At 71.6% G+C, this 14,319-nt stretch carries 14 protein-coding genes; 5 read left to right on the forward strand and 9 right to left on the reverse strand.

From position 1 onward, the window contains the following. Positions 1-296 precede the first annotated feature (296 nt). Positions 297-1,994: a carbohydrate binding domain-containing protein gene (locus FNV62_RS42335; RefSeq protein ID WP_225900575.1), complete on the reverse strand. Its 1,698-nt coding sequence runs from the start codon at positions 1,992-1,994 to the stop codon at positions 297-299. 179 nt (positions 1,995-2,173) lie between these two features. Then, positions 2,174-3,352, reverse strand: coding sequence for an ATP-grasp domain-containing protein (locus tag FNV62_RS42340; protein ID WP_144316016.1), 1,179 nt, complete (start codon positions 3,350-3,352; stop codon positions 2,174-2,176). A gap of 288 nt (positions 3,353-3,640) precedes the next feature. Here FNV62_RS42340 and FNV62_RS42345 point away from each other — a divergent pair, with 288 nt between their 5' ends. Both FNV62_RS42345 and FNV62_RS42350 read left to right on the forward strand, forming a co-directional pair. Then, complete coding sequence (locus FNV62_RS42345) at positions 3,641-4,549, forward strand: metallophosphoesterase family protein (RefSeq protein WP_144316017.1); 909 nt, start codon at positions 3,641-3,643, stop codon at positions 4,547-4,549. Continuing rightward, the gene (locus FNV62_RS42350; protein ID WP_097287205.1) at positions 4,497-5,189 is read left to right on the forward strand and encodes a 4'-phosphopantetheinyl transferase family protein; all 693 of its coding nucleotides are present in this window, start codon (positions 4,497-4,499) and stop codon (positions 5,187-5,189) included. Before FNV62_RS42345 ends, FNV62_RS42350 begins: the two co-directional genes overlap by 53 nt. Here FNV62_RS42350 and FNV62_RS42355 read toward each other — a convergent pair. Next, positions 5,186-5,428, reverse strand: a complete 243-nt coding sequence (locus FNV62_RS42355; protein WP_054236050.1) for a hypothetical protein — start codon at positions 5,426-5,428, stop codon at positions 5,186-5,188. The genes FNV62_RS42350 and FNV62_RS42355 overlap by 4 nt on opposite strands. A gap of 239 nt (positions 5,429-5,667) precedes the next feature. Here FNV62_RS42355 and FNV62_RS42360 point away from each other — a divergent pair, with 239 nt between their 5' ends. Beyond that, positions 5,668-6,711: an alpha/beta fold hydrolase gene (locus tag FNV62_RS42360; protein WP_054236051.1), complete on the forward strand. Its 1,044-nt coding sequence runs from the start codon at positions 5,668-5,670 to the stop codon at positions 6,709-6,711. Between the two features lie 94 nt (positions 6,712-6,805). On the opposite strand, the gene FNV62_RS42365 is transcribed toward FNV62_RS42360, so the two are convergent. Genes FNV62_RS42365 through FNV62_RS42380 form a run of 4 tightly spaced genes read right to left on the reverse strand, consistent with a single transcriptional unit; the run spans position 6,806 to position 10,681 of the window. Continuing rightward, positions 6,806-8,254, reverse strand: coding sequence for an FAD-dependent monooxygenase (locus tag FNV62_RS42365; RefSeq protein WP_143656280.1), 1,449 nt, complete (start codon positions 8,252-8,254; stop codon positions 6,806-6,808). Then, positions 8,238-9,446 carry an MAB_1171c family putative transporter gene (locus FNV62_RS42370; RefSeq protein ID WP_144316018.1) on the reverse strand — a complete coding sequence of 403 codons (1,209 nt, stop codon included), beginning with the start codon at positions 9,444-9,446 and terminating at the stop codon, positions 8,238-8,240. Before FNV62_RS42370 ends, FNV62_RS42365 begins: the two co-directional genes overlap by 17 nt. Before the next feature lie 15 nt (positions 9,447-9,461). After that, the gene (locus FNV62_RS42375; RefSeq protein ID WP_054236102.1) at positions 9,462-9,992 is read right to left on the reverse strand and encodes a hypothetical protein; all 531 of its coding nucleotides are present in this window, start codon (positions 9,990-9,992) and stop codon (positions 9,462-9,464) included. A 32-nt stretch (positions 9,993-10,024) separates the two neighbouring features. Further along, complete coding sequence (locus FNV62_RS42380; protein ID WP_144316019.1) at positions 10,025-10,681, reverse strand: helix-turn-helix domain-containing protein; 657 nt, start codon at positions 10,679-10,681, stop codon at positions 10,025-10,027. Between the two features lie 240 nt (positions 10,682-10,921). On the opposite strand from FNV62_RS42380, the gene FNV62_RS42385 reads away from it, so the two are divergent. Beyond that, positions 10,922-11,569: a hypothetical protein gene (locus tag FNV62_RS42385; protein ID WP_164331843.1), complete on the forward strand. Its 648-nt coding sequence runs from the start codon at positions 10,922-10,924 to the stop codon at positions 11,567-11,569. 31 nt (positions 11,570-11,600) lie between these two features. Here FNV62_RS42385 and FNV62_RS42390 read toward each other — a convergent pair whose 3' ends face one another. Together FNV62_RS42390 and FNV62_RS42395 are read right to left on the reverse strand one after the other, a co-directional pair. Then, positions 11,601-12,380 (reverse strand): hypothetical protein, encoded by a 780-nt coding sequence (locus FNV62_RS42390; protein WP_143609977.1) that lies wholly within the window; start codon positions 12,378-12,380, stop codon positions 11,601-11,603. Beyond that, on the reverse strand, positions 12,337-13,173 hold the full coding sequence (locus FNV62_RS42395) for a FadR/GntR family transcriptional regulator (protein WP_375336806.1): 837 nt from the start codon (positions 13,171-13,173) through the stop codon (positions 12,337-12,339). The genes FNV62_RS42390 and FNV62_RS42395 overlap by 44 nt, the downstream gene beginning before the upstream one ends. Before the next feature lie 104 nt (positions 13,174-13,277). Here FNV62_RS42395 and FNV62_RS42400 point away from each other — a divergent pair, with 104 nt between their 5' ends. Next, on the forward strand, positions 13,278-14,315 hold the full coding sequence (locus FNV62_RS42400) for an ABC transporter ATP-binding protein (protein WP_143603587.1): 1,038 nt from the start codon (positions 13,278-13,280) through the stop codon (positions 14,313-14,315). Positions 14,316-14,319: the final 4 nt, after the last annotated feature.

Genomic DNA, 14,319 nt, shown 5'->3' on the forward strand with positions numbered 1-14,319 from the left:
TTTTGCGTGACGCCTGGAGTTCGCCCTTCCCCCTTCTGGCGCGGGGACCAGCGAGAAAGAGGTGTCACGGTGCGAGACCCGCGTACGTCCGCGATCGGCAAGGGACTGAAGCGCCGGGGAGGCTGATGGCGGAGGCGGTGCGCCCGCCGCGGCGAACCCTCGACGGGGTGCCGTCACCCCGGAGCCCCGAGGGCGCCCGGCGGCCTGCCGTACGTGCCGCTGCGCCTCCCGGCGGCTGGAGCGACACGTGGGGGTACCCGACCGCCTGACGGCCGGATACCCCCACGCCGGGAGCGTCAGCCGGTGAACCCGGCCGTGATGGAGGTGAACTGCCAGTTGTTCTGGCTGATGCCGGAGCAGTTGCTCACCACGCCGCCGCCGGGGCAGGGACGGTCACGGTTGACCGCCCAGTAGGCGAGACGGGCGATGTGGTGCGAGTTCGCCCAGTCGCGGATCTGGGTCCAGATCGCCGGGGTGGTGTTCTCCTGCTGGTCGGACAGACCGTTCATGCCGGAGATGCCGATGTGGGAGTAGGCCGTGGCGTCGTCCCAGCCGAAGGTGGACTTCAGCTTGGCCTTCAGCCCCTCGGCGGCGTTGACGGTGTTGCCGTACATGTCGGAGCCGCCGCCGAAGTCGAACGGCATGATCGTGAAGACGTCGATGCCCGCGTTCAGCGACTGCGCCTGCTCGATGAGCCGGTTGCCGTAGTAGGTCGGTCCGGTCGTCGAGGTGCCGAAGGTGACGATCGTCTTCAGGCCCGGGTTGTTGGCCTTGACGGTCTTCAGCGCGGTCAGGATCTTCGCCTGGACGGCCTCGTTCTCGAACTCGTCCGTGTTCTCGATGTCCATGTCGATCGCCTTGAGCCCGTAGGCGTCGATGACCTTCTGGAGCGCACCGGCGAGCGCGCTCGCCGAGGAGCAGTTGGCCCCGAGCTTGCTGCCCTGCCAGCCGCCGAACGACGGGACGACGTCACCGCCGGCGGAGCGGATCTGGTTGATGACGGTCTGGTCGGTGCCGCCGGTGAGCGCCCTGCTGCCGTCCCAGGCGGGGTTGCAGCCGCCCGAGTCCAGCATGAACGCCATCGTGAACCACTTGACGCCGGTCGAGCTCATCACCGAGGTCGCGCTCGGCGGGTCGCCCCAGCCGAGGTAGAGGTACGGTGCCGCCTGCTTGAAGCCGGTGCCGCCGCCACCGCCCGCGTCCGTGGTCACGGACACGGAGTTGGAGGCCCCGGAGGTGTTCCCGGCCGCGTCCCGCGCCTTCACCGTGAACGTGTAGGCGGTGCTCGACGCGAGACCGCTGACCGTCGCGCTCGTTCCCGACACGCTCAGCACCTGGTTCGAGCCGCTGTAGATGTCGTACGCGGTGACGCCCACGTTGTCGCTCGACGCGCCCCACGACAGGGACACGCTGGAGGAGGTCTTGCCGGTGGAGGTCAGGTTCGTCGGCGCGGTCGGCGCCTGGGTGTCGGAGCCGCCGCCACCGCCCGGACCGTCCAGGCTGATGTCGTCGGCGTAGTACGTGCCCTGCGCGTACCAGCCGTGGACGTAGATCTTGGCGCTGGTCTGCGAGGCGCCGGTCGTGAAGGAGACGCTGAGCTGGCTGTACGCCGACGGGGAGGTCGTCCACGTCGAGGCACCGCCGTCCACGCCCAGGTAGACGTAACTGCCGCGCACCCAGCCCGAGAGGCTGTACGTGGTGTTCGGCTGGACCGAGACGGTCTGGCTGCACTGGGCGTTGTCACTCGAACTCACCGCACCGGCCAGGGCCTTGGAGCCGCCGTGCACGGGGCTGGAGACGACCGAGCCGAGGTTCCCGGTGCACGACCAGGGGGAGAGGCTGCCCGACTCGAAGCCGGGGTTGGACAGGATGTTGGCCGCCTGGGCCGTGGTGGGCAGCGCGACCGCCCCGGCCAGCGCCAGGGCGGCGGTGCCGAGCAGCGCGAGGACACGATGTCTGGAGCGCCTGAGGTCTGTTCTGAGGTTGATGCGCACGCGATCTCCCTTGAGGCATGGGGGTGTTCGGGAGTGCTTCGGGAGTGCTGAGAGGTGCGCAACCAAGTTGGTATGGACCAATCCCGCTGTCAAGGCGTTGCGCGGAATTGGTCCAGACCGGTGAGTGGGTGGTGAAGGTGAGATGCGAGGGGGGAGGGGTGGGGCAGGGGGCGTGAGGCTCAGGCGGGGGCGATGGCCGCCGTGGTCGCGTTGGAGGCCTTGGACGCATGGGCGGGTGCGGGCTCCGGTGCCGGAGCGGCCTCCGTGGCGTGGGCCGGGGCGGGCACGGCGGGCAGGGTGGGCGCGGGCGCGTCGGTGCGCTGCTGCGGCAGCGAGACCGGACGCACCGGACGGGGGCCCGCGAGCACGGTGTAGTCCTGCCCGAGCAGTGGCGGCACCATCTCGCCCGGCTCCTCGCCGAGCGCCAACCGCACCGCGGCCCAAGGGGCGTTGATGCCGCACTGGGAGAGCTGGTGCAGACCGCCCGCCGGGCGGGTGTTGACGTCCATGAGAACCGGGTCGTCACCGAGCATCCGGAACTGAATGTTCGTCAGATAGTGCAGTCCGAACGCCTCCGCGAGCAGCCGCGCGGGCTCGATGAACGAAGGGTGCAGCGTGAAACCGCGACGCCGTCCGTTCTTCGTGCGGCCCACCGCCATCCGGACCCGGCCGTCCGGCGCCGTGAGGCAGTCGACGGACACCTCCGGCTGCCCCAGGAGCGGCATGACCAGCCAGTCGACGGGCTCCTCCGCCGACCGCAGTGCCTCCACGACCAGGTCGAGCGGCACGTACGGGCTCGGAAACCCATTGAGGTGCGCGAGTGAGAAGGGGGTGCGTGTGATGACGCGGAAGCCCACTCCGCCCGCCCCCGCGGCCGGCTTGAAGCAGGCCTTGTGACCCTCGGCCTCCAGGGTCTCGACCGCTGCGACGAGCTCCTCCTCGGTGCGGACCCGCCACCACGGCGGCACCGGCACGCCCACCGCCTGCACGGCCTGATACGCGGTGGCCTTGTCCAGGAAGACGGCCACGGCCTCGGAGGGCGGCGCCAGCAGGGCCGTGCCGAGCGCCGCGAACTCGGCGCGGTGCGCCACGATCGCCGCCTGGTGCAGGACCGGCACGAACACGTCGATGGAGTGGCGCGCGCACTGGTCGAGGGCGTACTCGACGTAGGCGGCGGGGGAGAGGCCCTCGGGCTCCATGGCGGCGGTGTCGGCGGCGGCGAGCACGGGGGAGTCGGGATCGCCGTGGGTGGCGTGGATCTCGACCGGGCGGAGCTGCGGATTACTTCGCAGCTGGTCCATGAAGAACACGTTCTCCGCGTACGTGCGGTTGAGCCAGACGCGTACGCGAGAACCCATGCAGGCCGCCTTTCAGGGTTCCGGGCACGGCGGAGCAGGCCGTGCCCGGCCAGGGGAGAGGGAGGAACAGCAAACCGCCATACGCCGAGAAGGGTTCGTGGCGGTTGTGTTGGGGCGATCATAAGGGGCGCGAGCCCGGTGTGACGCTACGGGCGTGTTACGGATTTCCCGCGACCCCGGAATCAGGCCCGACGCGCCGGGGCGCGAGGCCCGGCGCGCGGGCCGTCCTTGTCCCGCGGGGGCGAATGTGTTCTTGTGTTTCCAGTCCTTTTCTCGGAGGTGGCAAGGGTGCGGTCGACGGCCGGCGGACACGGAAACCTGCTGGCCATCAGCGACCTGCACATCGGGTACGCGGAGAACCGCGCCCTGGTCGAGAAGATGCGCCCGCACACCGACGACGACTGGCTCCTCGTGGCCGGTGACGTCTCGGAGACCGTGGCCGACATCCACTGGGCCCTCGAAACCCTCAGCGGGCGCTTCCGCAAGGTCGTCTGGGTGCCCGGCAACCACGAGCTGTGGACCCACCCCAAGGACACCGTGCAGCTGCGCGGTGTCGCCCGCTACGAGCATCTCGTCGCCATGTGCCGGGAGTTGGGTGTCACGACCCCCGAAGACCCCTACCCCGTCTGGGACGGGCCGGGCGGCCCCGCGGTCGTCGTACCGCTCTTCCTGCTCTACGACTACTCGTTCCTGCCGCCGGGCTGCGCGACCAAGGACGAGGGCATGGCGTACGCCGAGGGGACCGGGGTGATCTGCACCGACGAGCACGTCCTGCACCCCGACCCCTACCCGAGCCGCGAGGCCTGGTGCCGGGCCCGGGTCGCCGACACCGAGCGCCGGCTCGCCGAGCTGCCCGAGGACCTGCCCACCGTCCTGGTCAACCACTACCCGCTGGACCGTCACCCGACCGACATCCTGCGCTACCCCGAGTTCGCCATGTGGTGCGGCACCCGGCTGACCGCCGACTGGCACCGCCGCTTCCGCGCCCAGGTCATGGTCTACGGTCATCTGCACATCCCGCGGACCACCCACCACGAGGGCGTCCGCTTCGAAGAGGTCTCGGTGGGATACCCCCGGGAGTGGCGGCCCCGCCCCGGCCCGCCGGACACCCTGCGCCACGTACTGCCGATGGAGGTCGGAACCGGTGATCGAGGAGCTGCTCCCGGAATCGGTCGTGACCGTGGAGACACACGGTGACGACCAGGACTGGGGCGCACCGCTGTACCCCGGGGAGCAGCAGCTCGTGGCGCGGTCCGTGGAGAAGCGGCGCCGTGAGTTCGCCGCCGTGCGCGCCTGCGCCCGCCAGGCCATGGAGAAGCTCGGCGTGCCCGCGCAGGCCGTCCTGCGCGGCGAACACGGGGCGCCCGTCTGGCCCGCCGGGCTGATCGGCAGCATGACGCACTGCGAGGGCTACTGCGCGGCCTCCCTCGTCCGCGCCACCGACCTGGCCTCGCTGGGCATCGACGCCGAACCCCACGAGGAACTCCCCGACGACGTCATCGGTTCCGTGGCCCTGCCCAGGGAGAACGACCGGCTGCGCGAGCTGGCGCGGCGGGACGCCTCCGTGCACTGGGACCGGCTGCTGTTCAGCGCCAAGGAGTCCGTCTACAAGGCGTGGTACCCCCTCACCGGAAAGTGGCTGGACTTCTTCGAGGCGGACATCGAGCTCGTCGCGGACGACGGCCCCGCACGCTCCGGCGGCCTGCGCGCCGAACTCCTCGTGCCGGGACCGCTGGTGAACGGGCGACGCATACAGGCCTTCGAAGGGCGCTGGACCGTGCGCCGGGGCCTGCTGGCCACGGCCGTCACCGTCCCGCACACCGGGGCCGACGCCTAGCCAAGGTGGCCTCCGGGCTCCGGGCACCAGCTGTGCAGCAGCCGGAAGAACTCCTCCTCGTTGCCCGCGAGTCCGGCCGCCGCCAGCGCCTGCTCCGCCTCGGCGAGCGCGGCGGGCGGCACCACGGGTGGTCGACGTCCGTCCGGCGGACCGTCGAACGCCGCTCGTACGGTCTGAAGGAGACGCAGATAGGCCTGCACGGCGGCGCGTTCGTGGTCGGTCAGTACGGCGGTCGGCATCGGACGGCTCTCCCCGGGTCGGCTGGTCGAAGCGGTACATGGCGGTACGTGCCTCCAGCTTGCCAACCGCCACTGACAATGCGGTTTCGATGCGTGCGGGTTCGCCCGCTTAGCGGAGGCGAAACATCACCGAAATCCCTTGTGGGACAGGGGCCCTAGGGTGGTGAGAAGAGCCGGGAAGCGCCTTCCCGGCAGCGGGGAAGCCGCCTCCACGGCGGCCCGTAACAGGAGGTGAGCCCGTGGTCGACGTACCGCCTCGGCGTCCGCGGCGCAACCCGCGGCTGCGTTCCGTGCACGACGCGGAGCTGCGTCTGCAGCACCGCGTCGTGCACGGCTACCGTCGTGCCTACCGCGTGGCCGGTGAGGGCCCCGCGCTCGTCCTGATCCACGGCATCGGCGACTCCTCGGCGACCTGGGCGGACCTGATCCCCGACCTCGCGCGCTCCCACACGGTGATCGCGCCCGACCTGCTCGGCCACGGCTCCTCCGACAAGCCGCGCGCCGACTACTCGGTGGCCGCGTACGCCAACGGGGTCCGTGATCTGCTCACCACGCTCGACATCGAGTCCGCCACCCTGGTCGGGCACTCGCTCGGCGGCGGTGTCGCCATGCAGTTCGCCTACCAGTTCCCGGAGCGCACCGAACGGCTGATCCTGGTCAGCGCGGGCGGTGTCGGCGGCGAGGTCAACCCCGTACTGCGGGCCGTCTCGCTGCCGGGCGCCCACCTCATGCTCTCCGCGCTCCGGCTGCCCGGCATGCGGCTCCAAGTCGGCATCTTCCTGCGGCTGATGAGGCTCCTGGACACCGATCTGGGCCAGGACGCGCCGGAGTTGCTCAACCTCGTCGACGCGCTGCCCGACGCGACCTCCCGCAGCGCGTTCATCCGCACCCTGCGGGCGGTCGTCGACTGGCGCGGGCAGGCGGTGACCATGCTCGACCGCTGCTATCTGACCGAGGGCATGCCCACGATGCTGCTCTGGGGCGACCGGGACAGCGTGGTGCCGGTGCGGCACGCGTACGGCGCGCACCAGGCCATGCCGGGCAGCCGGCTGGAGATCTTCGAGGGCGCGGGCCACTTCCCCTTCCACAGTGACCCGGCCCGTTTCCTCGACCTTGTCGAGGAGTTCACCAGCACCACCAGCCCGGCCGACTGGAGCCGCGAGCACTGGCGCGAACTGCTGCGCGCGGGTCGCCCCGGCACGACGGCCGGCCGGCCCGACACCGCCCACAACCGGGCGGTGGAGCGCGACCTGCGCGAGGCGAGCGAACGCAGCGCGACCTGACACCCGTTGCCGACGCGGCGGCCGCCGGCCGCCCGCCGCCGAGCCGGGCCCCACCGCCGAAGGTGCCCGGCGCCGCTGGACGCCTGCCCTCCGCTCAGCCCACCGCCGGCGTTCCCGACGGCTCCGGGACGCTCAGCACCGTTTCCCACTCCTCGGCCGTGAGGGGCGGGTCGGTCAGAGGAGGGCGGCGCGGGCCGCGCAGTACGGCGATGGCGACCTCCGGTCTGACCAGCGCGGACAGGGGCGCGGAGAGGGTGAGCACGGCCAGGAACGCCTGGGCGACCAGGGGGCGTCCCGCCGCCGTCCGCAGGAGCCGTTCCACATAGCGCCCCAGCAACTTCCGCGTGGCCCCGGGCTGCTCGCCGATCGCGCCCGGGTAGCGGATGTCCGTGCCCGTGGCCAGCTCCCAGGCGATCGTCACCGGAAGGGCCACCGCCCGCTGCACCCGCCGCGCGAGCCCCGGAGCCGCGATCCCGTGCTCGGCGAGCCGGCCGCGCAGCGCCAGCGCGCCCTGTGCGGCCACCGTCATGCCGTGCCCGTAGACCGGGTTGTACGTGGCGACGGCGTCGCCGAGCGCGACGAACCCCTCCGGCCAGCCCTTGACCTTCTCGAAGAAGCGCCGCCGGTTGATCGTGCTGCGGCTGACGGCGACGTCCGTCAGCGGCTGCGCGTGCGCGATCAGCTCGCCCACCACGGGGTGCCGCAGGCCGCGCGCGAACGGCTCGAACTCCTCGACGGAGTCCGTCGGCTGTCCGTCGCGGGTGCCCGACAGCGTCACCAGCCAGCGTCCGCCCTCGACGGGCACGATCGTCGCGGAGCGGCCCGGCACGGGCTGAGCCGGGTCGGGCTGCACACCGACCACGGGGTAGTCCTCGGTGCCCGCCGGTGCCCGGAAGATCCGGCTGGCGTAGGTGAGTCCGGAGTCGACCTCGTCCAGCCGCGCCGGTGCGACACCCAGCGCGTCGAGCCAGAGGGTGGAGCGTGAGCCGCGCCCCGAGGCGTCCACCACCAGGTCGGCCGGCAGCACCCGTTGCCCGCCGTCGCGCATCCGTACGCGCACGCCCGTCACCCGGGAGGCGTCACCCTCCAGACCGAGCAGCTCCGTGCCGTCCACGACGGTCACCCGGTCCATCGCGGCGACCCGGTCGCGCAGTACCGAGTCGAGCAGATCACGGCTGCACGAGATCATGAACTCCATCTCGGGCCAGCGCCGCAGCCAGCCCTGCGCCGTCAGGGAGACGAATCCGGTGGGCAGCGGGATCCGGCGGGCGCCCGCGGCGAGCCAGGCGGCGGTCACCCCCGGCAGCAGCTCCTCCATCGCGCGGGCGCCACCGGACAACAGCAGATGGGCGTGCCGGGCCTGCGGGAGGCCCTTGCGCGGCGCGGGCCCGTCCGGCAGGACGTCGCGCTCGACGACGGTGACCTCGGCGTACGGTTCCAGGGCGGCGGCGGCCAGCAGACCGGCCGTCCCCGCGCCGATGACGACGGCCCGACGGGGGGCCGTACCTCTGTCGCCTGCTGCCGCGCTAGCGGGATTGCTCATGGAAGTCGCTCTCTGACCTGGTCGCGGCCCGTCCTCGGACGGCCGCGACGACGGGTGACTGACGCAGGGCCATCGACATCCGTACGAGGTCGCGGGGACCCTCGGCGGAAGCGGCGGGGGTGGTGGCGGCCTCCGCCGCGCTGATGACCCTGCCCTTCGGGTCGGCGGCCCTGGCCCGCACCGCCGCCGTCACCATCGCCGCGTCGGCCTCGGCCTGAGCCTGGGCGGGCTCGGAGCCCGCCGTCACGGCCGCGTCGTAGGCGAGGGAGCGTACCGCGGAGTCGAAGTAGGGGTACAGGCTGAGCATGCCGTCGTGGATGTCGGACTCCCGCTGGGTGACCTGGAGTTCGGCGGAGGACCACCAGGAGATCCGCACCGCGTGGTCCGCGTGCGCCGAGACCGTCCTCAGCTCGCGCCACAGCGGCCCGAGCCGGCGGTACGTCGACCAGGTGGTCCAGCTGTCCCCGATGCGCTGGCAGGCCAGCGGGAGCAGGAAGCCGACCGCGCTGACCTGGGCTCCGACGGAGGCCAGCACAGGGGCCACGTCGGTGCTCAGACCGTCCAGGTTCGCGCCGTTCCAGCGGGCCACGACGGCGATGAACTTGGTCGCCGAGTAGGGGACGTTGAAGAGGAAGCCGACCGCGATCGTCAGCAGCCCGGCGCGCAGCCAGCCGTCCACCTGAAGGGCCCAGCGCCAGCACATGACGTTCATCGCGACGCCCGCGACGGTCAGCGCCAGGAGGTAGAGGACGATCATCTCGCGGATGAACGGGGTGTTCGCGTAGTAGGTGTCGAGGTCGCGCAGGCGTTCCTCGGGGCAGTCCCCGAGCAGGTAGAGCACGACCAGCGCCACGCTGACCACGCCGTACCCGGTGATCCAGCGGCGGGAGAGCCGGCGGGTGACCTCGGGGGGTCCGCCGCGCCAGTGGATGATCAGCACCAGACAGGACGCGCTGAAGACGCTCAGCAGGCAGTAGACCAGGGGCGCCGAGACGTTGGGGACACCGGTGAGGTCATTGACCTCGGCGATGGTCGGCGGGGCCGCGAAGAGGAAGACCAGGCAGGCGAGCGCCAGCAGGATGCCCACCGACCGCAGCAGCGGGTCGCGCCAGCCGCGGATCAGGGTGGGTGCCTTGACGGCGAGGGCGGCGCCCATGGCGACGGCCGGGACGTAGTAGCTGGATCCGTCCATGTCCGGGAAGGCGCCTCAGCCCTGCGGTCCGCGGTACCCCAGGGACGCCTCGATGCGGCCGGCCAGACCGTCCCGGCTCACCGGCCCGCGCAGTGGCGAACCGGCCAGCCAGGTACGGCACTTGCTGGCGAGCAGCAGACCGAAGCTCTCGGCCTCCTTCTCGTCCGCGAGGTCGAAGCGGGTGCGCGCGGCGACCCTCAGGACGGTCGCCTGCAGATCGGCGGTGTCGCTGAGTAAGCGGGCCGCGACGGCGGCGCCCTCGACGTGGTGACTGCAGTGCCCGGCCTTCATGTGCCACAGTTCGTGGCCGAGGATCACCAACTGGTGGTCGGGGGCGGTGCGTTCCTCGATGACGACGAGGTCCTGGTCGGCCATGTCGAGCCACAGCCCGCTGGCGGTGCCGGGCGGGAACGCGGCCGTACGGAACTGGACGGGACGTCCGCGGCGTCTGCTCATGGCGTCGCACAGGGCGGCGTACAGGTCGCCGGGTTCCGCCGGTGCCGGGAGCGAGAGCTCCGCGACCAACTCGCCGCACAGGCGGCGCATGTCCCTTCCGATGCCCACAGTTCTCCCCCGGATCACGACTCGGGCCGCTTGACGCTCTCCAAGAGCATGTCCAGCCATTCGGCGACCTTGTCGCGGTGCTGGTCGGTGGGCAACTGCGCGGCCCGCCAGGCGATCCCACGGACGCCGTGGTCCTGGAGCAGCCGCTCCAGCGGGTCGTCGGCGGCCGCGGCCGCCTCGCGCTCGCGGTCGGCGAGCTGTTGCAGCAGCTCCTGCTCCGAGCGCTGCAGGGCGCCCACGAGCGCCTCGGAGTCCTCGGCCGTCAGGAACCCCGCGTGCACCCGGAAGAAGCGCTGGATGGCGTCGCAGTGCTCCATGGTGGGGCGCCGGTCGCCGTTGATGAGGGCGCCCGCCTGTTGACGCGACATTCCGGCGCCGTCGGCTATCTCCTGTTGAGTGTATTTGCGCCCATTGGGCTTGAGCCGGGTGCGGCGCAACAGGTCCAGGCGCTGGAGGAAGCGGGCCTGGAGATCGGGTTCCCCGGCGCGGCGACCGCCCAGCAGGGCCCGCACCACGGGTTGGGGCACGCCGGACTCGGCCGACAGGCGCTGGACGTCGAAAACCTCGGAGTGCTGCACATCGAGCCGGTCGGCGAGTGCGGTGACCCGGGCCACGACGGCCGGCAGCAGAACCGTCGCCGTGGCGCCCGGAACTTCGAAGCCATCCGTCACCGACTGATCTCCTACGTCTCTCTCAGTCTCGCTCAGGTCTCTCGGGTGTCTCTCACAAGGGTCAGGGACCAACGGGAGACTAGCCGTTCGCTCGAACTCACATCCAGCGGTCGCCACAACTGTGGCGCGAATCAGCCGTCAACAAGCGCTAAATGCCACGATAGTTGACATGGTTGAGCTCCGGGCAGCAGGATCGGGGCGCCGCGTGAAGGCCGCAGAGGCAAGAGGGGTGACCTCCCGATGGCGTACCAGGCAGGATGGCAGCGGTCCCAACCGCGACCTGTCCCCGAGAGTCTCGAGGCTCAGGCGTATCTCCAGGACTACGCCGCTCTCCTGGAGGCCGTGGCGTTCCCGTCCGTCGTCTTCGACCACCGCTGGGACGTCGTGTTGTCCAACACCGCGTTCGAGACACTTTTCGGCGGCGTGGGCCCCCATCCGACCGCCATGCCGGGTGACAACTTCCTCCGGTTCGTCCTGTTTCACCCGGACGCGGCCACGGTCCTCGGCGAGCACGAGTCGAGCTGGTGCCTGCCGATGCTGGCCCACTTCGCCGCGGCGGTGGAGCGCCACGGCCAGGACCGCGGACTCCAGTCGATCCGCCGGGACATCGCCCAGGACCCGATCATGGAGGCCGCCTACCGGCAGGGCCTGCCGCACTGGATCCGCGCCGTCGGCCCGGACGCCGTCGAGCACGACGGCGCCGTACGGCCGCTGGTGCACCCCGATCCCCGCTGGGGCCGCACGGACTGCCGGATCGTCGGCGAGACCCCCAAGACCCTTCAGGACATGGGATACACGCGGATGACCCTGGTCCTGCGCGAGGCGCGGCACATGACGGCCGGACCGCGCAGGACACGCAACGGCGCGGCGGAGCTGCGCGTGGTGTGAGCCCGCTCGGCGGTCCGGGGTGTGGGCCCGCTCAGGGGTCCAGTACAACGAGCACAAGGGGCACTCCGTCGCACGGGATCAGCCGCATCCCGTCGTGGCGCGCGGTCCGCGCCCCTGCCAGTACGGCCCCGAAGTCCGGGCCCTTGGTGAGCGATCCGGCCAGATGTGCCGGATCGGCGGACGCGGCCACCCGACCGCGCGCGTTCACCAGATGGGCGGCCCCGGGCAGTTGTTGGAGCAGCGGCACGACCGCGGCCTCGAAGTGCCGCAGATACACGTCGGCCGCGGCGACCCCCACGAACCGGCCCTCCACCTGCACGGGTGCGGACAGCGTCAGGCTGTACTCGTCGGAGCAGAGGTAGTCCACATAGGGGCCGGCGACCGCCCGCTGCCCGGTGTCACGGGGGAGGGCGAACCAGTCCCAGTGCGTGTAGTCGGAGTACGCGGAGTGCGCGGGGTCGAGGTCGAGCAGCAGCGGCCGTACGTCTCCGTCGGAGCCGGTCTGCCACCACTCCAGCCACGCCGGTACGTCGCTCAGCAGTCCCGGCGCGGCGACGAACCCGACGCCCGACACCAACTCCTGCCGGGCGAGCCGGAGATGAATCCCCGGGCGCAGCGCGGCCAGGTCGACGGTCGCGGGGCGACGGCCCTGCGCGGCGACCCCGGTGAGCCGGGCCGCGGTGTCGGCGCGTGTCTCGGCCACCGCCTCGAACACGGCCTCGAGGGTGGAGCGGACCTGGGCGGCGACGGCCGCCTCCGGTGTCGCGTCAAGCGTCGCCGTGGCGCCGGCCGGACCGGGGCTCCTGCTCATGGGTGCCCTCCAGCGGACGGGGACCGGACGCGGCGCGCGGCATCGCGAGGCGGAGGGCGATGAGCCGTGCCGTCGAGGCCTGGACGCACCGCTCGGCCAGCGCTCTGGCCGATGCGTGGGCCCCATCTTGCACGGCCGAGATTACGGAGCGGTGACGGTCTGCGACTTCTTCACGATATGCGTCGTCCCCGAGCACGAGACACAACAGTGCCCCCACTTCCGTCTGGAGCGCGACCTGCTCGCGGGTCAGCCGGGCGGACTGGGCCGCCGCGGCGAGCTCGACATGAAACCGGCCGTAGACCCGGCTGCACGCCGCGGCGTCCTCGGCGGACGCCAACTCATCCAGTGTGCGCCGCAATTGCTGCAGGTCGCCCGGCTCCGTGCGCTCCGCTGCCAGCTGGGCGGCCGCGCCCGACAGGGCGGCCCAGTGGTCGCCCAGATCGCGCAGCTCCTCCGTGCTCCAGCCGGCCAGCCGCACCCTGAGCCGCTCCTCGCCGGGGACCTCGGGGAGGGAGACGAAGCTGCCGCCGCCGCGCCCCCTGCGGGTGGTGACCAGCCCTTGCTGGCGCAGCGCCATCAGCGCCTCGCGCAGGGTGACCGTGGACACGCCGAGCTGGCCGGCCAGCTCCATCTCGCCGGGCAGCTGCTCCCCGTCGGCGAGCAGGCCGAGCTCGATGGCGTCGCTGAGCCTGCGGATGACCGCGTCCACCCGGGCGCGGTTGTCCACGGGGGCGAAGACGGCTCTACGGGCACCCTCGGCGCTGTTGTTCACGTACTGCTTCACGGCCACCACCTTGTGCGTTGACTCAACCTTTACTCTAAGGGGGTCTTGAGCTTTGAACTATGACTTCATATCTTTCCGGTCAACGCGCCAGTGCACCAGAAAGGTTCCCGCCCATGGAGGCAACAGCGATCCGGCTCCAGGGCCTGCGGAAGGCGTTCGGTGAGACGACCGCCGTGGCCGGAGTGGACTTGGACATCGCCGACGGTGAGTTCTTCTCGATGCTCGGCCCGTCCGGCTCGGGCAAGACGACCGTCCTGCGGATGATCGCCGGCTTCGAGAGCCCGACCGCGGGCCGGATCGAACTGGCGGGCCAGGAGGTCACCGGGCTGGCCCCCTTCGAGCGGGACGTGCACACCGTCTTCCAGGACTACGCGCTGTTCCCGCACATGACCGTCGAGCAGAACGTCGCGTACGGCCTCAAGGTCCGCAAGGTGCCCAAGGCCGAGCGGCTCCAACAGGCCCGCGAAGCGCTCGCGGACGTACGCCTCGAAGGCTTCGGGGCCCGCCGCCCCTCCCAGCTCTCCGGCGGTCAGCGTCAGCGCGTCGCACTCGCCCGCGCCCTCGTCGGGCGCCCCCGGGTGCTGCTCCTCGACGAGCCGCTCGGCGCCCTCGACCTCAAGCTGCGCGAGCAGATGCAGGTCGAACTCAAGGCGATCCAGCGCGAGGTCGGCATCACCTTCGTCTTCGTCACCCACGACCAGGAGGAGGCCCTGACGATGAGCGACCGCATCGCCGTCTTCAACCAGGGCCGTATCGAGCAGGTCGGCACGCCGGCCGAGATCTACGAACGCCCCGCCACCCCCTTCGTCGCGGGCTTCGTCGGCACCTCCAACCTGCTCGAAGGCGACTCCGCGCAGCAGGTGGTGGGCGCCTCGGGCACCTACAGCATCAGGCCCGAGAAGATCCGGGTCCTCAAGGAGTCCGCCGAGGCCGACGAGCCGGAGCACTCGACCGCCACGGGAACCGTCGTCGAGGTCGTCTATCTCGGCGACGCCACCCGTTTCCTGGTGGACCTCGACGCGGGCGGACGGCTGACCGCGCTCCAGCAGAACCTGGAGACCTCCTCCGAGGACGTCGCCGCCTATCGCGGCACCCGGGTCCGGCTCCGGTGGCACCACCGTCACAGCTTCAAGGTCCCCGCCCCCCGCTGACGAC

Origin of the sequence: Streptomyces sp. RLB3-17, from assembly GCF_007113425.2 — a bacterium.
GTDB lineage: Bacteria > Actinomycetota > Actinomycetes > Streptomycetales > Streptomycetaceae > Streptomyces > Streptomyces mirabilis_D.